Below are 20,705 nucleotides of genomic sequence, written 5' to 3'. Positions count from 1 at the left end.
GTTCAGACCGGGATGCCGCCTTGCACGATCAAGCGGAACCGCTCCGGCGACGCCAGCACCCCGATGTCCTCGAGCGGATCGCCGTCGAGGACCAGCAGGTCCGCGTGCGCCCCCGGGGCCAGCGTGCCGATCTCCCCGGTCAGACCGGTCAGCTCGGCGGCGACCGAGGTCGCGGACCGGAGCACATCGAGCGGGCGCTGCACCTGCGCCCGCAGCCGGAACTCGTGGTTCTGGTGCCGGTGCATGCCGCCGAGCAGGTCCGAGCCGTAGACGATCTTGACCCCGCCGCGGGCCGCGCGCTCGAGCGCTTCGAGCCCGGCGCCGAGCACCTCGTCCACCTTGCGCCAGCTCGCCTCCGGCAGCCCGAACTCGCGGCCCTCCTCCTTGAGCGCCCAGTAGGTCACCAGGGTCGGCACCAGGAACGCGTCGTGCTCGCGGAACAGCTCGACGCTGCGGTCGTCGATGAGGTTGCCGTGCTCGATCGACCGGATGCCCAGTTCGAGCGCCCGGTTCACCGCGCGCGCGGTGTAGGCGTGCGCGGCGACGTACCGGTTGGCGGCCTCGGCTTCCTCGACGATGGCGCGGAGTTCGTCGGCGGAGTACTGCAGCGAGTCGATCCGGTCGGTCGGCGACGCCACTCCCCCGGACGCCATCACCTTGATGTGGTGCGCGCCCTTGCGGAGTTCGTCGCGCGCGGCGGCGCGGACCGCGTCCACACCGTCGGCGATGCGGCCGAGCCCGGCGCAACACGGGTGGTCGTCGTGGCGGTGCGTACCCCGGCCGCGGCTGTCACCGTGGCCGCCGGTCTGGCTCAGCGCCCGGCCGCAGAACAGCAGGCGCGGACCGCGGAACAGCCCTTCCGCCTGCGCGTCGGCGAGGCCGTAGTCGGCCCCGGACGCGTCGCGAACGGTGGTGAACCCGCGATCCAGCATGCGGCCCATGGTGTTCATGCTGTGCGCGGCCACATAGGACGGTGACTGCGCGGGCAGCGAGCCCAGGTCGGCGGTCGACGCGGTGACGTGCACGTGGGCGTCGATCAGGCCCGGCACGACCACCGCGCCACGCAGATCGATCGTGCGGATGTCCGGGGCTTTCAGGTTCGGGCCGGTCTCCGCGATCCGTCCGTCGGCGCACCGCAGGTCGCCTTCGACGTACTCCCCCACCTCGGGGTCGAGCAGGCGGGCGTTGCGCAGCAGCAGCGAGCTCACCGGACCACCTCGTCGCGCAGCGCGGGCACGGCCAGCGGCGCCAGCGACACCGCCGCATCGACCGAGGCCTGGCCGTACTTTCCCTCCGCGTCAAGGAGATTGAGCACCCCGAGCGTCCGGCCGTCCTCGTCGACCACCGGCACGTTGATCACCGCGCCACAGCCGAGCCCGGCGATCAGCTCGTGGTCGGCGAAGATCTCCCGCACCGCCTTCTCGTCCGGGCCGAAGTACGGCCGCTGCGCGGTGATGCACTCGTCGAGCCAGCCGCGGGCGACCTCCACGGTCTTCTCGCCGCCGACCGGGTACTCCGCCGGATGACTGCTGTGCACCCGGCGCAGCGCCTGGCGCTCGGGGATCCACGCCAGCACGGTGAACAGTTCCACGCCCACCTCCGCGCGTACCCGATCCTCCAGAGTGGACAGAGAGGTCACTTGGTCATCTCCTCGGCGGTCGACACGGCGGCGCCGTGTTCGGTCAGTTCTTCCAGCGAGCGCCCGGCGGTGGACAGCCCGAACACCAGCACGCACAGCACCCCGGCGCCGAGCACCGCCGTGGTCAGGCCGAACACCCCGCCGAAGCCGAGGCTGGCGGCGGACAGGCCGATGATCGTCGGCGCCAGGATGCTGCCGACGCGGCCGAACGCGCTGGACAACCCGGTGCCGGTGGCGCGGATCCAGGTCGGGAACACCTCGGGGGTGTAGGAGTAGACCCCGGCGTAGGTGCCGTTCAGGAAGAACGACAACACCGCGCCGGCCAGCGTGATCGACCACGGCGCGTCCATCTGGCTCAGCCAGAACGCGCTGACCGCCGAGCCGGTCAGGTACAGCGCGATCGTCTGCTTGCGGTCGAGCTTCTCCGAGAGCCAGGCCGCCGAGAAGTACCCCGGGATCTGCGCCAGGTAGATGATGATGGAGAACTCGAAGCTCTTGGTCACCGTGATGCCGCGCTCGACCAGCAGCGTCGGGATCCACGAGAAGAAGCCGTAGTAGGAGAAGGTGATCACGAACCAGACCGTCCAGATCACCGCCGTCCGCCGCCGCATCGCCCGGCTCCAGAGGAAGCGCAGCGCGGTGAGCAGGTTGACCTTCGGCGTCTCGGTGGCGGGCTGCAGCGTGGCGGGCTCCGGCGGGGGCAGCGTCCGCCCGGTCGCGCGTTCGACGTCGCGTTCGAGCTTGAGGACCACCTGTTCGGCTTCCGCCTCCCGTCCCTGGGTCAGCAGGAAGCGCGGTGACTCCGGCAGGGATCGCCGCCACCACAACAGCATCACGATCGGCAGCGCGGTGATCAGCTGCGCGATCCGCCAGCCCTCCGGCGAGGCCGACACGACGAACCGGCCGATCAGCGCGGCGGCGACGAAGCCGAACGAGAAGAACCCGGCGAGCGCGCCGACGAACCAGCCACGGCGTTTCGCGGGCACGAACTCGGACAGGAACGGCGCGATGATGGCGCTTTCCGCGCCCGCGCCCAGCCCGGCCAGCACCCGCGCGCCGAGGAAGATCTCGTAGTTCGGCGAGAAGGCCGCGATGACGGAGAACACCGCGTAGAAGGCGAGCGCGTACATCATCACCTTCTTGCGGCCGATGCGGTCGCCGAGCAGGCCGGCCGCGACGGCGCCGAAGAGGAAGCCGAACGGCGTCGCCGAGCCGATCAGCCCGAGCTGGCCGTTGTTGAGGTCCCAGACCTCCTTGACCGAGGGCAGGAGGAACGCGACCACGGCCGAGTCCATGCCGTCGAAGGTGTAACCGAGGCCGCCGATGAGCAGCAGCTTGTAGTGGGGACGGCTCAGCGGGAGCCGGTCGAGTCGTGCCAGGAGCGTCATAGCGCGCCCTTCGTGTCCGCCCAACGAGGTGCCGACAAGCTATACTGCATTTCCAGGTATTTGCAATACTTGTTGCAACTGCGGTCGCGCCTGCACCGTGCGTTACCGTGAAGCCCGTGACGGACGCGGAGACCGACGACGGCCTGGAAAGCTGGCTGCGGGGCCGGATGCCGGAGCGCGGGCTGCGGCCGCGCTCGGCCGCGGTGCTGGAACTGCTGGTGTCCCAGCCGCGCCGGGCGTCGTTCGGCTCGACCGGCGAACTGGCCCAGCTCGCCGGGGTGAACGTGGCCACGGTGACCAGGACGGCGCAGGCACTCGGGTTTGCCGGCTGGCCCGCGCTGCAACAGGAATTGCGGGCGCGCTACCTCTCCTCGCTCAGCGCACCGCAGGTCGCCGAGGAACACAACGGCGTCGGCTCACCCGCGTCCGCTTCGCTGCGGCGTGACCTGGACAGCCTCGCGCTGCTCAACCGCCGGTTCGACGAGGACGCCATCAGGACCACGGCCGAGGCGATCGCCGCCGCGCGGCGGACCGTGGTGATCGCCGACGGCAGCTACGCCGCGGTCGGCATCGCCTTCGCGCACAACGCGCGCCTGGCCGGGTACGACGTGCAGGCGGTCACGGCCGGTGACGCCGAACTGGCCAACCACACCGCGAAGCTGACCGGCGAGGACGTGTTCGTCGCGATCAGCTTCTGGCGCCTGTACGAGAGCACGGTGCTCGCCGCGGACGAGGCACGCCGACGCGGCGCGCGGGTCTTCGCGGTCACCGACGCGGCCAGTCCGGCGCTGGCGGGCGCGGCGGAGCAGGTGCTGATGGTGCCCGCGGAAGGCGTCACCTTCTTCCCGTCATTGACCGCGGGCATGGCGCTGGTCCAGGCGATCGTCGCCCAGCTCGCGGCCGTCGACCCGGCTCGCACCAGCGAGTCGATCGAAGCGGCCGAGGCCATGTGGTCGCGCTTCGACCTGCTCCACCGCCGCCCCGGCGGGACCCGGAACCAGCCCGGCTAGCGCACGCACCACCTCGGCGGCCAGCACCGCCTGACCGACCCCGGCGAAGTGGATGCCGTCGGCGCTGATCAGCCCGGGGCGGTCGTTGACCGGGTGGTCCCACATGTCGATCACCACGGCGTCGTGCTCGGCGGCGATGGCCCGGGTGAGCTTGTTGAGCATGCGGACGCGTTCGGGGAAATCGGGGAACCGCGGCACGGTGAACGCCCTGCCGAGGGTGAACGTGGTCAACTGGGCCCCGGTGCCGGCGGCGATGGTGCACAGTCGTCGCAGATTCCCTTCCACGATCCCGAAATCCGGCTCCGGTCGCCAGAGATCGTTGGCACCACAGGCGATGTGGACCAGATCGGGCTCGAAGGCCAGGAGACCGTCCACTTGGTTCGCCAGGGTGCGGCCGGTGGTCGCGCCGATCGTGCCGGTGTTCTGGTAGGCCGGATCCGGCGGGAGCGCGGCAGCCACACGGTCGCCCCAGGGCAGCGGCGCATACCCGGGAGTCGGGTCGCCGATGCCCGCGGCCAGGCTGTCGCCGACCACGGCGAAGCGGCGCCAAGGAGCCTGGGCGAGCATCTGCGCCGCTTTGCCGGCGGTCAAGCAGAAGGGGTCGGTCTGTTCGGTCAGCACAAGGTAACCATACGACCGTTCGTATTGTTTGTGCCAGGCCCTTTGTGCGAGGATGAACCGGTGACCACCTCCGATGGGCGACTGCTCCGCGGTGCCCGCTCCCGGCAGTCGATCGTCCGCCACGCGGTGGACATGGCGTCGCTCGAAGGCCTCAACGGCGTGACCATCGGCCGCCTCGCCACGACACTCGCCATGAGCAAGAGCGGTGTCCAAGCTTTGTTCGGCACCAAGGAAAAGCTGCAGTTGGCGGCGGTCGAGACCGCGCGCGAAGCCTTTCTCGACGCCGTCGTGCGGCCCGCCTCGAACCGCCCGCACGGCGTCGCCCGGCTGCGCGCGCTGATCGCCCAGTGGACCGAGTACGCAGGCATTCCCCTGTTCCCCGGCGGCTGCTTCCGGGCGGCGACCATGGCCGAGTTCGACAGCAAACCCGGCCCGATCCGCGATGCCCTGGTCCGCGACCAGCGCGACTGGCAGACCCTGCTCGCCGGCGAACTGCGGCACGCCGTCGAAGCCGGAGAAATCCGGGACCTCGACCCCGAACTCGCCGCCTTCCAACTCGACGCCGTCCTCCTGGCGGCGAACTCCGCCCTGCGCCTGGGCGACGAGGACGCACTGGCGAAGGTCCACCGCGTGGTGGACGGCCTGCTCCAGGCTCCTTGATCAACTCCTGTCGGTGCCGGGGCCTAGACTGTGAGGCCTCGATTCCTGGGGGTGTGACGTGGGCGTGCGCAGTGAACAGTTCCAGCGCATGGTGGACGCGCTGGCCGAGGTGGAGCGCGCGAAAGGCAGCGAATACACCTCGTACAGCGTGCGCGGCAAGCGTTTCGGGTACTACTGGCCGCGTACGCAGACGGTCGGGCTGAAGCAGACGCTGTCCGAACAGCAGGCGCTGGTCGCCGAGCGGCCGGAGGTGTTCGAAGTCCAGTTCACCACCGGCGGTTTCGGCTGGGTGGTGGTCTACCTGTCCGGCATCGACGCCGACGAACTGGCGGAGCTCGTCTACGAGGCCTGGCGCCTGTCCGCCCCGGAGGAACTCATCGAAGCGACCCCCTGGCCCACCGCGGGCTGACTGTCACGAATGTGGCTTTCGAGACATCGACGAGGACAGTGCGCAGCTCCGTTGAGGGCGGTGGTGGGCGACGGGCGGGCGTCTCGAAAGCCACATTCGTGACACCGGCGCACCCTCGCGCGCGGAACGCCAGTCGCGCGAACGTCGCCCTCGGCGACCCGCGTGCAGCACTCGACTTCCTCAACGTGGAACTCGGCTGCCTGAATGTGTGGTTCGGGTGCCTGAACGTGGGGTTCGGCTGCGCGAGTGTGGGACTCGGGCGGGGTCAGAGGTCCAGGGCGGCGCGTAGGGCTATGTCGATGCGTTCTTGGACGTCCAGGCCGACCTCGGCGACGCGTTCGTCCAGCCAGGGGCGGTAGAGGCGGGTCAGGTTGAGGGTGGAGATCCAGTACCGGCCGTCCACGGCCACGCCCAGGATGTCCTGGGGGTCGCGGTCGAGCAGTTCGGTGCCGAGCAGCCACGGCCGTTCGGAGTCGTTCACGCCGTCCGAGGACAGCAGCAGGACGTTGCGCTGGCGGGCCGGTTCGGTCGGGGGGTGGTACGTCCAGACTTCACCCCTCCGCACGCAGGTCCTCCTCCGCCTTCGCCAGTTCCAGTTCGTCGGCCAGCGCCAGTGCCTCGACCTGCGGGGGTGCGATGTGCGGGGTGTACCCGGTGCGGACGGCTTCCCGGCGGGCGGCCTTCGACAACCAGGACGAGACGGAGATGCCGTGGGCTTTCGCGGCCCGTTCGGCGAACTCGAGCGCTCCGGCGTCGAGCGAGAGGGTTACCTTACGTGTTGCCATACCTTTTATCGTACCATTCACCCGCCGGATCTCAGAGCGTCGGCGAGCGTCCCTCGAACGGTGTGGACAGCACCACGGTGGTCCGCGTCGACACCTTCGCCGACTCCCGGATCCGCCGCAGCAGATCTTCCAGTCCCAGCGGAGAGGCTACCCGCACCAGCAGGATGTACGACTCGTCACCGGCCACCGAATAACACGATTCGATCTCGGTGATGTGCTGCAGCCGCGTCGGGTAGTCGTCCGGGGCGGCCGGGTCGTTCGGCGTGAGCGAGATCAGCGCGGTCAGCGGCAGGCCGATCTGCTCACCGTCCAGCCGCGCCGCATAACCCCGGATGACCCCGCGCTGCTCCAGCCGCTTGACCCGCTGGTGCACCGCGGACACCGAGAGCCCGACCCGTTCGGCGAGGTCGGTGAAGCTGCACCGGCCGTCGGCGGCCAGCTCACGCGCGATCGCCTGGTCGAGCGGCTCCAGCGGCGTGGTCAAAGCGCGACCAGCTCGTGGGGCCGGTTGTTCACCGACTCGACACCGGTCTCGGTGACCACCACGATGTCCTCGATCCGCGCGCCCCAGCGGCCGGCCTGGTAGATGCCCGGCTCCACGCTGAAGGCCATGCCCGGCTCCAGCGCCAGCGCGTTGCCCTTGATGATGTACGGCTCCTCGTGCACGTCCAGGCCGATGCCGTGGCCGGTGCGGTGGATGAAGTACTCGCCGAAACCGGCGTCGGCGATCAGGTCGCGGGCGGCCGCGTCGATCGACTCGGCGGTCGCGCCGGGGCGCACCGCCTCGACCGCGGCCCGCTGCGCGCGCTGCAGCACCGCGTAGGTCTCGGCCACGTCCGCGTCGCGCGGCTTGCCGAGCACGTAGGTGCGGGTGGAGTCGGAGTTGTACCCGTCGGGCAGCGGGCCGCCGATGTCGACGACCACCACGTCGCCGTCCTCGATGACCTTGTCCGACACGTCGTGGTGCGGGCTGGCGCCGTTCGGCCCGGAGCCGACGATGACGAACGCCGCCTCGCTGTGGCCCTCCTCCACGATGGCCGCGGCGATGTCCGCGCCGACCTCGGCCTCGGTGCGGCCCGGCTTGAGCCACTCGGCGACCCTGGCGTGCACCCGGTCGATCGCCGCGCCCGCCTGGCGCAGCGACTCGATCTCGGCGGCGTCCTTGCGCATCCGCAGCTCGCGGATCACCGGACCGGCCAGCACCTGCTCGGCACCGGCGATCGCCCCACGCAGGCCGAGCACGTGCAGCGCCGGGGTGAAGTCGCTGACCGCGACCCGGCCCGGCTTGCCGAGGAGGCCGGCGACCAGGCGGTAGGCGTCCTCGCCGTCGACCCAGGTGTGCAGTTCGACGCCGAGCGCGTCGGTGGGCACGTCGGCGTACCCGGGGGCTTCCAGCTTCGGCAGCACCAGCGCCGGGGTGCCCTCGGCGGGGACCACCAGCGCGGTGAGCCGCTCGAACGAGCCGCCCGCCTGGCCGATCAGGTACCGCAGGTCCGATCCGGGGGCGATCACCAGCGCGTCGGTGTCCGCCGCGGCCGCGGCCTGCTTCGCCCGGTCGAGCCGGGCTCGGAGGGCGGCGGCGTCGGGAGCTGGGGTGTGGAGGGATCGGCGTGCCATGGCCGGAATCCTATCCTGGTCCGGACCACCTCACCTCGGCGCCAGCTCGACCAGTGGTGGCGCGTCGAGCTGGCGCCAGACGCGGAACAGCAGCGGGCACAAGGTGATCAGCAGGTACGCGCCGCCCAGCGCGAGCGAGGCCGCGGTCAGCCCGGCGAGGTCCATCAGCACCCCGGCGAGCAGGTTGCCCAGCGGCATCGCCGCCAGCGCCACCGAGCTGATCGCGCCGAACACCCGGCCCCGCAGCTCGGGCCGTACCCGGTCGAACTTCACCGCCGCGAGCAGCGGGTTCAGCGGGCCGTTCGCCATCGCGGTCAGCGCGATCGCGGCCACCAGCACCGCGGGCGGCAGGTCCGCGGCGATCAGCACGAACGCGGGCGGGCCGCAGAGCAGGAAGCAGAGGGTGTAGGTGGGCCAGCGGCGCCAGCGCCTGCCGAGCCAGCCGAACAGCAGCGAGCCGAGCACGCCACCGGCCCCGCTGCCCGCGATCACCAGGCCCACCAGCGTGCTGTCGTGCCACACCAGGGTGCCGTAGGCGGGCAGCAGCACGGTGAACAGCCCGATGCCGAGCGCGTTGGTGGCCGCGCACATCAGGCACACCGCCAGCAACAGCCGATCCCGGCGCAACGCGACCACGGACTCCCGAAGCTCTTGCAGATATCCGCTGCCCCGCCGCGAACTCGTCTGTCCTCTGGGGACGAAGAAGCCGACCAGGGCAGCCGCGAGGACCAGCGTGGCGGCGTCGAGCAGGAGCACCGGAGGCGGGCTCAGCACCGCGATCAGCACGCCGCCGGCGGGTGCGCCCAGCAGGTCGCCGAGGCGCTGCACGGCTTCCTGCGCGCTCGCGCCGCGTTCGATCCGCACCCCGGTCACCGGCAGCAGGACCTGCTTCGCCGTCCGGGCGGGCGACCGGCCGGCCCCGATCGCCAGCGACAGCACCAGGAGCACCGGCAGCGACAGGCCGATGGTGCTGTGCGCCAACGGGATCGCGGCCACCGCGGCGGCGGTGAACAGATCGGCGAGCACGCTCATCCGGCGCCCGCCGTACCGGTCCACCAGCGGCCCGGCGAGCGCGACGGAGAGCAGCAGGCCCACCGCCTCGGCCGCGGCCACCATGCCGGTCTGCGCGCCGCTGCCGGTGGTGTCCAGCACGAACCACGGCACGGCGACCAGGGTCATCGCCGCGCCCACCGAGGAGATCGCGGTCGAGGAGACGAGGGCGATCAGTGCTCGGTTCACGGCTCCTCCGGGTGGCGTTCCCGGGGGAAGGCGGCCCAGTGCGCGACGACCGCGGTGTCGCCGTCGCGGGGTGCGCGCCGGTAGCGGGCGACCACCGCGTCCACTTCGGCGGACAACTCCTGCGCCTCCTCCGGGGTGAGGGAAAGGCTGTAGTCGCTGAACGCCGGCGCGTCGCCCCACGAGTCGCGCCACCGCTCGGCGTTGGCGAAGAACGAGGCTTCCCGGTCGTAGCGGCGTTCGGCCGCGCTCATCAGGTAGGTGTTCAGCGGGCCGCTGAGGTCGGGATCGCCGGCGAACCGCATCGCGTTGAGGTTGAAGCTGTCGTGGACCACCCGCCACCACCGCTCACGCCGGTTGCCGCGCTCGGCGTCCTCCTCGACGAAGCCGTGCTCGGCGAGCTGGCGCAGGTGCCAGCTGGTGGTGCCCGAACTCTCCCCCAGCCGTTTGCCCAGCCCGGACGCCGTGGCGGGGCCGTCGCGGCGCAGGAGTTCGACCAGGCGCATCCGCAGCGGGTGCGCCAGCGCCCGCAGCATGCGCGAGTCCAGCTCGACGGTCTTCCGTTCCATGCCGTCAGCGTAGAACGCAGAGAACTCTTTGCAAAGCATTCTCTGCGATCAACCCGCAATCCGGGAGAACCGGCCGCCCGGTTTCGTGGCAGGCTGTAACGGGTGACCGCACCCCTGGCCCTGCTGGACTCCGCCAGCCTCTACTTCCGTGCCTTCTACGGCGTTCCCGAGTCGATGACCGCGCCGGACGGCACCCCGGTGAACGCCGTGCGCGGGTTCACCGACACCGTCGCGCGCATCCTCACCGAGCGGAAGCCCTCGCGCCTGGTCGCCTGCCTCGACGCCGACTGGCGGCCGCAGTTCCGAGTGGACCTGCTGCCCACGTACAAGACGCACCGGGTGGCCGACGCGGAGGTCAACGCCGAGGAGGTGCCGGACACGCTCAGCCCGCAGGTGCCGATCATCCTCGAACTGCTGGAGGCCGTCGGCCTGGCCACCGCCGAGGCGGCTGGTTACGAGGCCGACGACGTGATCGGCGCGCTGACCGTGCACGAGACCGAGTCGCCGGTCGAGGTGATCACCGGTGACCGCGACCTGTTCCAGCTGGTGCGCGACGAGCCGACCCCGGCGTCGGTGCTCTACGTGGGCCGCGGCTGGATGAAGAAGGAGATCCTCGACCCGGCGGCGCTGGCGGCGAAGTACAACGTGCCGGTGGAGAACGCGGGCGCGGCCTACGCCGACATGGCGGCGCTGCGCGGCGACCCCTCGGACGGGCTGCCGGGCGTGCCGGGCATCGGCGAGAAGACGGCCGCGAAGCTGATCACCCAGTACGGCTCGCTCGAAGCGCTGGTCGAGGCCGGGCGCAACGCCGACAAGAACCTGCCGCTGAAGACCCGCATCCGCCTGACCGAGGCGGCCGACTACCTCGCCGTCGCGCCCACCGTGGTGCGTGTGGCCGCGGACGCCCCGGTGAAGATGTCCCGCCCCGACGTGGTTCCCGCGGAACCCGCCGATCCCGCGCGCGTGGCGGAACTGGCGGAGCGCTGGGGCCTGGGGACCTCGGTCGAGCGGCTGCTCAAGGCACTGCCGGTCGCCGCCGGTCAGAAGTAGGTCCCGCACCACGGGCGGACGTCGGTGCGGAAGAGTTCGTCGGCGTCCACGAGCGCGGCCGGATCCACGACGGTGATCCGGCCCGCCGCGGCCAGCGTGCTCGCCCGCCACTCCCCCAGGTACAGCATCGCCAGCACCTCGGCGTCCACCCGCAACTGGGCGGACGCGCCGGTGCGCGTGGCGCCGTCCGCGGTGATCCGGTAGGAACCGGTGTTTTCCGGCAGCAACCGGTCTTCGAGGCCGAGCACCACGGCCGGCGCCTCCCGGTAGGTGCGGGCGGCCAGTGCCGCGCCCGCGTCGAGCAGACGCACCCAGATGTGGTCCTCCATCCCGGTCACCTGAACCGCGCGTGCGTCGGTGACCAGCGCGCGCAGCGGTTCGTCGGCGGGCCGCATCGGCGCGCTGATCTCGGCGACCAGGTCCAGCCCGATCAGGAAGCGCCACAACCCGGCCGCCGCGCCCGGGTCGGCGGCGTGCAGGTCCCGGACCTCCAGCAGCGCGCCGCGGCCGGGGTCGTCCGGCGTGCGCTGGTCGGTGGTCCGGAACACGGCGTACCCGTTCTCGCCGTCGGGTCCGATGTGGACGGCCACGCGGTGGTCGCCACCGCCGTCGCGCACCAGCCGGTCGTGGTAGGCGGGCCACCACAGCTCCGGCCGCTGGATCATGCCCGGCCGGGTCAGCCCGATTCGCCGGTACAGCTCGGGCACGCGGCCGACCGCCTCGGCCGGGTCGAGCAGGCGGACCCGGCCGGTCACCGGCACTTCGGGCCGCAGGGCCGCGCGTGAGGTGATGATCCGCAGGTTCTGGCCCGTCGTCGCGGCGCCGTAACCGAACCGGCCGTAGATGGTGGCTTCGCTGGCGTGCAGCGCGGCGATCAGGTCACCGCGGCGCACGCAGTCACGCAACTGCTCGGAAAGCAGCGTGGTGACCACCCCTCGGCGGGTGTGGTCGGCCCGCACGGCCACCCCGTCGACCGCCGCCGCGGGCAGGGTTTTCCCGCCGGGCACGGCGATCGCGGTGGCGAACGAACTGGCCATGCCGACCGGGGCGTCCCCGTCGAAGGCGGCGAGGGTGCGATCGGCCGGAAAGGACGGTCCGACGAGTTCCCAGCCCTTGTCGTCGGGCGGGCTCGCGTGCAGTGCCTCGGCCAGCAGGCGGTGTACCGCCCGCCGCTCCCCTTCCGCGATGGGCCGGAATACCAAGTCGTTCATGACGCCCAGTTAACCGGGCGCCGCAACCTCATATTCGCCTTCGTCGGTCTTGACCGTGATCGGCACCGGCCGCTGTTCCCCGCCGATCTGGGCCAGGCACTCGAAGGTGTGCCCGGCACGCACCGGTTGCCCCGGCGGGCACAGCACGGCGCCGAGTTCGGTGACGCCGAAGTTCTGGGTGAGCACCTGGCGCACCCCCTCGGCCACCGCGGTGTGGTCGAACAACCTCGGCTGCGGGCCGGCGCTCACCGGGGTGGGCGAGGTGGTGGTGACGGCCGGGGGTGGAAGGGCCGGGGCGGTGGGCGGCGCCGCAGGCGGCGGATCGGCGGCCTCACAACCGGCCGACGTTCCCGCCAGCACGGCCGCCAGTCCCCATCCGACAAGCCGGCACCGCACCCGGACACCCCCGCTGCTTCATGGATCGGCAAGGTCAGAAGAAAGTACCGCACCAGGGGGCGGTGCGCGTGCCGAAGAGGTCGTCCGCGAGCGCGGGGGCCGCCGCGTCGACCGCCTCGACGCGCCCGGCTGCCGCGAGCGCGCGGGCCGTCCACGTGCCGAGGTACAGCATCGCCAGTTCCGAGACGCCGAGCCGCAGTTGGGCGGGACGCTCGGTCCGGGTCACCTCGCCGTCGTCGATCAGGTACCGCCCGGAGTTCGCCGGCAGCACCACATCGGACACCTCCAGCACGAGCGAACCCCGGCCGTAGGCGCGGGCGGCGAGCGCGGCGGGCACGTCCACGAGGCGCAGCCACAGCTCGTCGGCCGAGCCGGTGGCCTTCGCGGTCCGCGGGTCCTCGAACATCAGCGGTACCGCTTCGTCGGCGGGCCGGTACGAGGTGGAGATCCCGTCGATCAGGTCGACCCCGAGCAGGTGGCGCCAGAGCCCGGCCAGCGCCGTGCTGTCCGCCGCGTGCAACGCTTCGAGGTGGAGCACGCTGTCCGCGTCGAAGATGCGATCGGCGTAGTAGCAGGCGAACCCGTCCGGGCCGGTGGCACCGTGGTGCACCAGGGTGACGAACGGTTTGTCGCTGCGGCGGAACATGCCTTCGAGCCCGGCCCACCACCACGGCGACCGGGTCAGGTGACCGGGCCCGTGCGCGGGCAGCGAGGCGTAGAGCCCGGGTAGCCGTTCGACGGCTTCTTCGAGGTCGAGCAGCTCGATTTCCCCGCCACGCGGCACATCCGGGCGCAGCCGCGCCCTGCGGGTGTCCACTTTGTACTGGTGGCCGAGCGTGCTCACGCCGTAGCCGAAGCGGCCGTAGATCGAGCCCTCGGTGACGTACAGCCCGGCGACCGGCACCTGCCGCGCCGCGAAGTCCTCGAACTGCGCGCGCATCAACTCGGTGAGCACCCCGCGGCGCGTGCGGTCCTGCCGCACCGCGACCCCGGTGACCGACGCGAACGGCAGGCGCCGCCCGCCGGGCACGGTCAGCTCGGCGTCCATCGACCGCGCGGTCCCGATCAGCCGGTCGTCACCGGCGCCGAACACGCCGAGCGTGCGGCCCGGCTGGTAGGCCCGGGCGCCGGTGCGATCCCACTCTTCGTCCTTCGGGGCGCCGAGGTGCAGGCCCGCGAGGAACAGCCGGGCGGCGTCGCGCACCTCGTCCCCGTCGAGGGCGCGCAGGGTGAAGTCACTCATGCGTCGATCCTCGCCGACACCACCCGGCCAGTGCCACCCGATTTACTTGGGGGTGCCGACTTCGTAGGTGCCGTCGGCTTCGTTGACCACCTTGATCGGCACCGTCTTGGTGGCGCCGCCGATCTTGGCCTCGCAGTCGAACCCGGTGCCGTTCTTGACTTCCTTGCTCTCCGGGCAGGTGACCCCTTCGACGCCCTGCACCTGGTAGTTCTCGGTGAGGACCTTGCGCACCGCGTCCTGCATGGCGACGTTGTCGAAGACCTTCTTGTTGAACGGCGCGGGCCAGACCAGCAGCGCCACCGCGACCAGCGCGATCACCACCACCGCGCCGAGCCCGATCCACAGCGCCTTGCCGGACTTCTTGCTCTCCTGCTGCGGCTGGCCGGGCTGCCCCGGATAGCCGGGCTGCTGCTGGGTGAAGTCGTACTGCCCGGTCTGGCCGTACTGCGGCTGCGGCCCGGTCTGCGGGTAGCCCGGCTGCTGCTGGGCGTACTGCTGCTGGTTCGGGTCGTACCCCGGCTGCGGCTGGTTCGGGTCGTAGGCGGGTTGCTGCTGCTGCGGATAACCGCCGGGCTGCTGCCCGTACTGCGGCTGCGGGCCGGTCTGGGGGTAGCCCGGTTGCTGCTGCGGATAGCCGCCCTGCTGCTCGTACCCCGGCTGCTGCGGCGGCGGATAGCCGCCCTGCTGCGGGTAGCCCGGCTGCGGTGGCTGGGCGGGGAACCCGCCCGATGGCGTGCCCTGCGGTGTCCCCCCGCCATAGCCCGGTTGCTGGGCCCACTGCTGGGGGTCGTTGCCGCCGTACGGCGTGCTCATCTTCTCGCCTCCGCGATGTCCGGTGTGCTTCTCCCCGGCGATCCAACCACAGGCCGGGGTGCAATTCACGTAACGAATGGCCTCGTCGACCGGGCCGGGGTCACGTCCCGCCCGCGGCGACCACGCCCCGGCGGACCGCGCGGACCGCCTCGGCGGCGGTCGCGCCGACCGGATCGCTGCGGCCCAGCACGTCGCGGATCTGGTCGAGGATGTCGATGACCTGCCGTGACCAGCGCACGAAGTCCCCGGCGGAGAGCTCCTGCCCGTTGGCTTCGGCCGAGGTCAGCACCTTCTCCAGCGACTCCCCGCGCGCCCAGCGGTAGACCGGCCAGGCGAACCCGGCGTCCGGCTCGCGGGTGCGGTCGAGCCGGTGCCTGCGCTCGTCCTCGGTCAGGTCCGCCCACAGTCGCACGGTCTCCTGCCAGGCCTTGGTCACCGCGCCTTGGGGCAGCCGCGGCTCCCCCGCCGAATCGCGGCGTGCCTCGAAGACCAGCGTGGAGACCACCGCGGCCAGTTCCGGCGCGCTGAGCCCGGCCCACACGTCGTTGCGGATGCACTCCGCGGCGAGCAGGTCGGACTCGCTGTAGAGCCGGGCCAGCCGCTTGCCGTGCTCGGTCACCGGCGTCTCGGCGTCGTCCCGCAGGTAGCCGCGCTCGGAGAGCAGCCGCAGGATCCGGTCGAAGGCACGGGCCAGCGAGTGCGTCGTGGCCGCGACCTTGCGCTCCAGTTGGGCGTTCTCGGCGGCGAGACGCTGGTAACGCTCCACCCAGCGCAGGTTCGCCTCGCGCTCGGCCAGCCCGTGGCTCGGGTGTGCGCGCAGCGCCCGGCGAAGGGCGGCCAGCTCACCGTCGTCGTTCGCCGTGGTGCGCCGCTTTCCACGCCCCGGCAGGGAAATCCCGGCGTTGCGCAGGGTCGAGGCGATGTCGCGGCGGGTCTTCGGCGAGCGCAGTTCGACGTGCTTGGGCAGCCGGATGCGGCCCAGTGCTTCCACCGGCGCCGGGAAGTCGGCCACCGACAGCGGCCCGGACCAGCGGTCCTCGGTGACCACCACCGGCCGCGGTTCGCGCAGCGGGTCGAGCCCCGGGTCGACCACCACGGCGAGCCCGGCGCGACGGCCCTGCGGTACCGCGATCACGTCACCCTTGCGCAGCTTCTCCAGCGACTCGGTGGTCTGCGCGCGCCGGGCCGAGGTGTTCTGCCGGACCAGCGCCTTCTCCCGGTCGGAGATCTTCTTCCGGAGCTCCACATAGGACAGCATCTCGTCGAAGTCGCCGGTGATCGCCTCGCGGTAACCCTTGAGCGCCTCGGTGTTCTTGTCGATCCGGCGGGCCGTGCCGACCACCGACCGGTCCGCCTGGAACTGCGCGAACGACTGCTCCAGCAGCGTGCGCGCCTCCTCGGCACCGAGCTGCGCGACCAGGTTGATCGCCATGTTGTAGCCGGGCCGGAAGGACGACCGCAGCGGGTAGGTCCGGGTGGAGGCGAGCCCGGCGACCTGCTTCGGGTCCACCCCCGGCTGCCACACCACCACGGCGTGGCCCTCGACGTCGATGCCGCGGCGACCGGCCCGCCCGGTCAGCTGGGTGTACTCGCCGGGGGTCAGGTCGACGTGCGCCTCGCCGTTGTACTTGACCAGTTTCTCCAGCACCACCGTGCGCGCGGGCATGTTGATGCCCAGTGCGAGGGTCTCGGTGGCGAACACGACCCGGACCAGGCCGCGGACGAACAGTTCCTCGACGGTCTCCTTGAACGCCGGGAGCATGCCCGCGTGGTGGGCGGCGATGCCCTGCTCCAGCGCCTCACGCCACTCCCAGAAGCCGAGCACGCCCAGGTCGCCCTCGGGCAGGTCGCCGGTGCGGCTGGCGATGACGCGGCGGACCTCGGCGGCCTCTTCGGGGGTGTTGAGCCGCAGGCCGGACCGGGCGCACTGCGCGACCGCGGCCTCACAACCCGCGCGCGAGAAGATGAACACGATGGCGGGCAGCAGCCCGGCGCCGTCGAGCTGTTCGACGACCTCGACCCGCGAGGGCGGCCGGAATCGCGGCCCACGCGGCGGCGCGCCACGGCGGCCGCGCGCGTTCCGCAGCGCGTAAGGCGTCGCGAACCGCGCACCGACCTCTTCGACCCGGCGCAGCAGCGTCGGGTTCATCTGCAGCTCGATGTCACGGCCGCTGTCCCCGGCGAACAGGTCCAGCAACCGGCCGCCGACCAGCATGTGCTGCCACAACGGCACCGGGCGGTGCTCGTCGACCACCACCGTGGTGTCCCCGCGCACCGCGACCAGCCACTCGCCGAACTCCTCGGCGTTGCTCACCGTCGCCGACAGCCCGACCACGCGCACGTGCTCGGGCAGGTGCAGGATGACCTCTTCCCAGACCGCGCCGCGGAACCGGTCGGCGAGGTAGTGCACCTCGTCCATCACCACGTAGGCCAGCTCGTTGATCGTCGAGGACCCGGCGTAGAGCATGTTGCGCAGGACCTCGGTGGTCATCACCACGATCTGCGCGCTGCCGTTGATCGCGGTGTCGCCGGTGAGCAGGCCGACCGCGTCGTTGCCGTAGCGGGCCACCAGGTCGGCGTACTTCTGGTTCGACAGCGCCTTGATCGGCGTGGTGTAGAAGCACTTGCGGCCCTCGGCCAGCGCCAGGTGCACGGCGAACTCGCCGACCACCGTCTTGCCGGCGCCGGTCGGCGCGCAGACCAGCACCCCGTGCCCGTCCTCCAGCGCTTCGCAGCCGCGGATCTGGAACTCGTCGAAGACGAAGGCGGATTCGGCCGCGAACCGGGTCAGCTGGCGGTACCGGGAGCGGCGCCTGGCCTGCCCGTAGGCTTCGGCAGGCGAGAGAGCGGAGCTGTCGGACACGATCTCAGCGTTTCACACCTCCCGGTCCGCGCGCATTCGGCAGGCCGGGAACCGAGCGGGCCCCCGCGGCATCTCACCCCCATGATCGCTTCGAGAGGGGCCGCCGCGATGGACACCGGGGAAGCCACGCCGTCACCGCTCGCCTGCCCGCAGTGCCGCGAGGTGGACCAGGTCCAGCACGTGCCCGCGGTCCACCACGGCGGGCGGCTGTCCTACCGGGGCGTCGGCCCGGCGATGACCGGTGACACCGGCTACGCCACGCCCTACCACGGCGTCGCGACCAGCGCGGTCTCCGCCGCGCTGAACCCGAACCCGCCGCTCCGCAGCACCAGCGGGCACCTGGTGCTCGGCATCCTCAGCACGATCTTCTCCGGGTTCGCGCTGATCATCGCGCTGTCGCTGACGCTGACCGACGCCAACATCAGCCTGATCGGCCTGTTCTGGACCTGGATCTGGCCCGCGCTGGGCATCGGCATGGCGGTGCTCGGCTTCCTGCAGTACTCCCACCGCGGCCGCGCGAACGCCGAGATGCGGCAGGGCTCGCAGCGGGTGCTGGACGTGTGGTCCCGCGCCTGGTTCTGCCACCGCTGCGGGGTCGTCTTCTTCCCGGAGAACGCCCAGGTCATCCCGCTGCCGGCGTTCCGGGCCCACCTGTGGCAGATCGGCGACTACCGGACCTGAGCCCCGGCCAGGCGCAGCGCGCCGGGCACGCAGCGCACCGCCATCGGCAGGCGGCCCTGCGGCTCACCGTCGGCGTAGGCGGGCCAGTCCGCCCCCTCGAGCACCACTTCACGGGCCCGCAGCGTCTGCACGGCCGGGTGGTCCAGGTGCCGTCCCGCGCGCAGCCGCGGCAGCATCCGCACCAGTTCCGTGCGGCTCGCCCGGCCGACCACGGTCACGTCGAACAGGCCGTCGTCGGGCCGGGCACCGGGGCAGATCGGGATGCCGCCGCCGTAGTAGCCGGTGTTGCCGACGGCCACCATGGTCGCTTCGAGCTCCAGCGTGGTGTCCTCGGTGCGCACCCGCAGCGGCCGGGGCCGGAACGCGGCCAGCTCGCTGACGATCGCCAGGTCGTACCGGCGGGGTCCGCTCGGCCAGCGCAACCGGTTCGCCCGCTCGCTGACCAGCGCGTCGAACCCCGCGCAGAGCACCGTGCCGAACCAGGTGTCCCCCACCCGGCCGAGGTCGATCCGCTGTTCCACGCCGGAGAGCACCGCGTCGGTGGCGGCCAGTGGGTCCTCCGGCACGCCGAGCGCACGGGCGAAGTCGTTGCCGGTACCCGCCGGGACCAGGCCGAGCCGGACATCACGCTCGGCGCAGAACTGCACGCCCTGGTGGGCGGCACCGTCCCCGCCGAGCACCACGAGCAGGTCCAGCCCGGCGGCCGCCGACGAGTGCATCAGCGCCCGCGACTCCGCCACCGTGTTCGCCACCAGCAGGTCCAGCCGGTCCACCGCGGTGCGCAGGCGCTCCGCGACCCGGCCGGCGATCCGCGCGGCCGCACCGTGCCCGGAGGCCGGGTGCACGGCCAGCGCCGCGTGCCCGCCCACTAGGTGATGTCGTCGGTCTTCGACCTGCCGCGCTTGGTCCGCTCGGCGGGCACCGGCTCCGGCTCGTCGATGCTGCTCGGCGTGTACTCGAAGGGCGCGGCCTCGTCGTCGTCGAGCTGGTCCCAGCCCTCGGTCCCGCGCTTCTTGTCCAGCCTGCGGTCGTGGAACCGCGAAACCTGGATGGCCACCTCGCTGAGCAGGGTCAGCGCCCCGGCCAGCGCGAGCATGGAGAACGGGTCGTTGCCCGGCGTGGCGAAGGCGGCGAAGACGAACAACGCGAAGATGATGCCCCGGCGCCACTTCTTCAGCTGGGCGTACTTGAGCACGCCCACCTGGTTGAGCATCACGATCAGCAGCGGCAGCTCGAAGCTGACGCCGAAGATGATCAGCAGCGACAGCACGAAGGAGATGTACTTGTCACCGGCCAGCGCGGTGGCGAACTCGTCCCCACCGAAGCCGACGAGCAGGGCCAGCGCGCCGGGGATGAGGAAGAAGGCGAGGTAGGCACCGGCCGCGAACAGCAGGCTCGCGAAGCCCACGAAGGTCATCGCGTACTTGCGTTCCTTCGAGTACAGGCCCGGCGCGATGAACGCCCAGAACTGGTAGAGCCACAGCGGCGCGACCAGCACCATGCCGGCCACGATGCCCACCTTCAACTGGATCATGAAGGCTTCGAAGGGCTGGGTCTGCAGCAGCGTGCAGCCGCGGCCGTCGAACTCGACCCGCAGGTCGTCGGGCAGGGCGCAGTACGGGCCGGTGATGATGTCACCGAGCGACGGGATGGGCCCGAGCTTCACCGCGAACCAGATGAAGCCGAAGACACCACCGGCGAGGATGGCCAGCAGCGCGTACCCGAGCCGCCTGCGGAACTCGTAGATGTGCTCGATGAGCGTCATCGTGCCGTCGGGGTTGTACCGACGGCTCCTCCTGCGCCGCTTGCTCTTGCGGCTGGTGCCCTCGTCCGCCACTACGGGGTCCGTTCTTCTGCGCTACAGGGACTGGGGGTGCGGGACGGCACCGGCGTGGCACCGCCAGCGGCGGCTTCCGCCGGTGCCACGCGCGCGGGGCTGGCTCAGCCCGCGTTCTTCGGCGTGTGGTCCGAAGGGGTGGTGGCCGGCTGCTGCTTCTTCAGCTCGTCGAGCTGCCGCTGCAGGTCGGCGACCTGCTTGTCGGTGCCCGCCGGGGTCTGCGGCAGCGCCTTGGTCTCGGCGGCGGTCGCGCCGGCCTCCTCGGCGGGCGTCTCCGGCGCGTCCTTGTCCTTGAGGTCCTTGGTCTCGGCCTTGAAGATCTTCATCGACTTGCCGATCGACCGCGCCGCGTCCGGCAGGCGCTTGGCCCCGAACAGCAGGACGACGACCAGAACCAGGATGATCAGGTGCCACGGCTGCAGAGCGTTCATCTCTGGCCTCCCTATCGCTCTATCGTGTGGATCTTACGCGGGCCACGCCTTCGTGCCACGGCGACTCCGAGCGCGGCGGACCGCGCCCGCAGCAACCCCGCACGGTCACCGGCAGCCGTAGTCACCATGCTGGTGGTGCGCCGGAGCCCGCGCAAGCCTCGGCGCAGGCGAATCGCCAGTACCGCGAGCAGGACGAGCCCGATGACCACGAGCGCGGCGCTCAGCATGTAGGACACGAGGACAACC

General features: G+C 71.7%; 23 protein-coding genes and 1 pseudogene. 5 read left to right on the top strand and 19 right to left on the bottom strand.

The features are described from left to right. Positions 1–2 precede the first annotated feature (2 nt). The 3 genes from JOM49_RS23935 to JOM49_RS23925 are packed head-to-tail and all read right to left on the bottom strand — an operon-like array spanning position 3 to position 3,027. Entirely contained in the window at positions 3–1,208 is a 1,206-nt protein-coding gene (locus JOM49_RS23935; protein WP_209666478.1) for a metal-dependent hydrolase family protein, read from the bottom strand. Continuing rightward, a complete protein-coding gene (locus JOM49_RS23930; protein ID WP_209666477.1) occupies positions 1,205–1,639 on the bottom strand; it encodes a GAF domain-containing protein in 435 nt (144 codons plus the stop codon). Before JOM49_RS23930 ends, JOM49_RS23935 begins: the two co-directional genes overlap by 4 nt. Continuing rightward, positions 1,636–3,027, bottom strand: a complete 1,392-nt coding sequence (locus tag JOM49_RS23925) for an MFS transporter (RefSeq protein ID WP_209666476.1) — start codon at positions 3,025–3,027, stop codon at positions 1,636–1,638. Before JOM49_RS23925 ends, JOM49_RS23930 begins: the two co-directional genes overlap by 4 nt. Positions 3,028–3,194: 167 nt before the next feature. On the opposite strand from JOM49_RS23925, the gene JOM49_RS23920 reads away from it, so the two are divergent. After that, positions 3,195–4,037, top strand: coding sequence for a MurR/RpiR family transcriptional regulator (locus JOM49_RS23920; RefSeq protein WP_245370825.1), 843 nt, complete (start codon positions 3,195–3,197; stop codon positions 4,035–4,037). 24 nt (positions 4,038–4,061) lie between these two features. Here JOM49_RS23920 and JOM49_RS43225 read toward each other — a convergent pair. Beyond that, positions 4,062–4,604, bottom strand: a pseudogene (locus JOM49_RS43225) (SGNH/GDSL hydrolase family protein); the annotation flags it as partial. Positions 4,605–4,718: 114 nt separating this feature from the next. Here JOM49_RS43225 and JOM49_RS23915 point away from each other — a divergent pair. Together JOM49_RS23915 and JOM49_RS23910 are read left to right on the top strand one after the other, a co-directional pair. Further along, the gene (locus JOM49_RS23915; protein ID WP_282768389.1) at positions 4,719–5,318 is read left to right on the top strand and encodes a TetR/AcrR family transcriptional regulator; all 600 of its coding nucleotides are present in this window, start codon (positions 4,719–4,721) and stop codon (positions 5,316–5,318) included. Positions 5,319–5,376: 58 nt separating this feature from the next. Further along, positions 5,377–5,727, top strand: a complete 351-nt coding sequence (locus tag JOM49_RS23910; RefSeq protein WP_209666473.1) for an MmcQ/YjbR family DNA-binding protein — start codon at positions 5,377–5,379, stop codon at positions 5,725–5,727. 265 nt (positions 5,728–5,992) lie between these two features. On the opposite strand, the gene JOM49_RS23905 is transcribed toward JOM49_RS23910, so the two are convergent. From JOM49_RS23905 to JOM49_RS23880, 6 genes are read right to left on the bottom strand one after another with little or no spacing between them, the layout of a single operon-like run. Beyond that, entirely contained in the window at positions 5,993–6,292 is a 300-nt protein-coding gene (locus tag JOM49_RS23905; protein WP_206807083.1) for a DUF302 domain-containing protein, read from the bottom strand. Then, positions 6,279–6,512: a hypothetical protein gene (locus tag JOM49_RS23900; protein WP_209666472.1), complete on the bottom strand. Its 234-nt coding sequence runs from the start codon at positions 6,510–6,512 to the stop codon at positions 6,279–6,281. Before JOM49_RS23900 ends, JOM49_RS23905 begins: the two co-directional genes overlap by 14 nt. 31 nt (positions 6,513–6,543) lie before the next feature. Further along, positions 6,544–6,996 (bottom strand): Lrp/AsnC family transcriptional regulator, encoded by a 453-nt coding sequence (locus tag JOM49_RS23895; protein WP_209666471.1) that lies wholly within the window; start codon positions 6,994–6,996, stop codon positions 6,544–6,546. Beyond that, the gene (locus tag JOM49_RS23890; protein ID WP_209666470.1) at positions 6,993–8,129 is read right to left on the bottom strand and encodes a M24 family metallopeptidase; all 1,137 of its coding nucleotides are present in this window, start codon (positions 8,127–8,129) and stop codon (positions 6,993–6,995) included. Before JOM49_RS23890 ends, JOM49_RS23895 begins: the two co-directional genes overlap by 4 nt. 30 nt (positions 8,130–8,159) lie before the next feature. Continuing rightward, positions 8,160–9,368 carry an MFS transporter gene (locus JOM49_RS23885; RefSeq protein ID WP_209666469.1) on the bottom strand — a complete coding sequence of 403 codons (1,209 nt, stop codon included), beginning with the start codon at positions 9,366–9,368 and terminating at the stop codon, positions 8,160–8,162. Continuing rightward, entirely contained in the window at positions 9,365–9,934 is a 570-nt protein-coding gene (locus JOM49_RS23880) for an ArsR/SmtB family transcription factor (protein ID WP_209666468.1), read from the bottom strand. The genes JOM49_RS23885 and JOM49_RS23880 overlap by 4 nt, the downstream gene beginning before the upstream one ends. Positions 9,935–10,036: 102 nt before the next feature. Between JOM49_RS23880 and JOM49_RS23875 the strand changes: the two genes are divergently transcribed. Then, the gene (locus JOM49_RS23875) at positions 10,037–10,984 is read left to right on the top strand and encodes a 5'-3' exonuclease (RefSeq protein WP_209666467.1); all 948 of its coding nucleotides are present in this window, start codon (positions 10,037–10,039) and stop codon (positions 10,982–10,984) included. Here the strand turns inward: JOM49_RS23875 and JOM49_RS23870 are convergent. From JOM49_RS23870 to JOM49_RS23850, 5 genes are all read right to left on the bottom strand, one after another. Then, positions 10,975–12,195, bottom strand: a complete 1,221-nt coding sequence (locus JOM49_RS23870) for a GNAT family N-acetyltransferase (protein WP_209666466.1) — start codon at positions 12,193–12,195, stop codon at positions 10,975–10,977. The two genes, JOM49_RS23875 and JOM49_RS23870, sit on opposite strands and share 10 nt — an antisense overlap. A 9-nt stretch (positions 12,196–12,204) precedes the next feature. Beyond that, positions 12,205–12,555 (bottom strand): DUF4333 domain-containing protein, encoded by a 351-nt coding sequence (locus JOM49_RS23865; protein WP_209666465.1) that lies wholly within the window; start codon positions 12,553–12,555, stop codon positions 12,205–12,207. 70 nt (positions 12,556–12,625) lie between these two features. Next, positions 12,626–13,834, bottom strand: a complete 1,209-nt coding sequence (locus JOM49_RS23860; RefSeq protein ID WP_209666464.1) for a GNAT family N-acetyltransferase — start codon at positions 13,832–13,834, stop codon at positions 12,626–12,628. A gap of 42 nt (positions 13,835–13,876) precedes the next feature. Beyond that, positions 13,877–14,647 (bottom strand): DUF4333 domain-containing protein, encoded by a 771-nt coding sequence (locus JOM49_RS23855; RefSeq protein WP_209666463.1) that lies wholly within the window; start codon positions 14,645–14,647, stop codon positions 13,877–13,879. Positions 14,648–14,747: 100 nt separating this feature from the next. After that, positions 14,748–17,510 carry a DEAD/DEAH box helicase gene (locus JOM49_RS23850; RefSeq protein WP_209666462.1) on the bottom strand — a complete coding sequence of 921 codons (2,763 nt, stop codon included), beginning with the start codon at positions 17,508–17,510 and terminating at the stop codon, positions 14,748–14,750. 81 nt (positions 17,511–17,591) lie between these two features. On the opposite strand from JOM49_RS23850, the gene JOM49_RS23845 reads away from it, so the two are divergent. Beyond that, positions 17,592–18,191 carry a hypothetical protein gene (locus tag JOM49_RS23845; protein ID WP_209666461.1) on the top strand — a complete coding sequence of 200 codons (600 nt, stop codon included), beginning with the start codon at positions 17,592–17,594 and terminating at the stop codon, positions 18,189–18,191. Here JOM49_RS23845 and JOM49_RS23840 read toward each other — a convergent pair. The 4 genes from JOM49_RS23840 to JOM49_RS23825 all read right to left on the bottom strand — a co-directional run bounded on the left by JOM49_RS23840 (position 18,179) and on the right by JOM49_RS23825 (position 20,686). Continuing rightward, the gene (locus JOM49_RS23840; protein ID WP_209666460.1) at positions 18,179–19,060 is read right to left on the bottom strand and encodes a diacylglycerol/lipid kinase family protein; all 882 of its coding nucleotides are present in this window, start codon (positions 19,058–19,060) and stop codon (positions 18,179–18,181) included. The genes JOM49_RS23845 and JOM49_RS23840 overlap by 13 nt on opposite strands. Continuing rightward, positions 19,060–20,028 (bottom strand): twin-arginine translocase subunit TatC, encoded by a 969-nt coding sequence (tatC, locus tag JOM49_RS23835; RefSeq protein WP_282768378.1) that lies wholly within the window; start codon positions 20,026–20,028, stop codon positions 19,060–19,062. The genes JOM49_RS23840 and tatC overlap by 1 nt, the downstream gene beginning before the upstream one ends. Positions 20,029–20,132: 104 nt before the next feature. Continuing rightward, positions 20,133–20,459 carry a Sec-independent protein translocase subunit TatA gene (tatA, locus tag JOM49_RS23830; RefSeq protein WP_209666459.1) on the bottom strand — a complete coding sequence of 109 codons (327 nt, stop codon included), beginning with the start codon at positions 20,457–20,459 and terminating at the stop codon, positions 20,133–20,135. A gap of 11 nt (positions 20,460–20,470) precedes the next feature. Next, positions 20,471–20,686 (bottom strand): bacteriophage holin, encoded by a 216-nt coding sequence (locus JOM49_RS23825; protein WP_245370817.1) that lies wholly within the window; start codon positions 20,684–20,686, stop codon positions 20,471–20,473. Positions 20,687–20,705: the final 19 nt, after the last annotated feature.

The sequence above is a fragment of the Amycolatopsis magusensis genome, assembly GCF_017875555.1.
Taxonomy (GTDB): domain Bacteria; phylum Actinomycetota; class Actinomycetes; order Mycobacteriales; family Pseudonocardiaceae; genus Amycolatopsis; species Amycolatopsis magusensis.
Note: the sequence above shows the minus strand (reverse complement) of the source record. Positions and strands in the feature narration are given on the sequence as shown.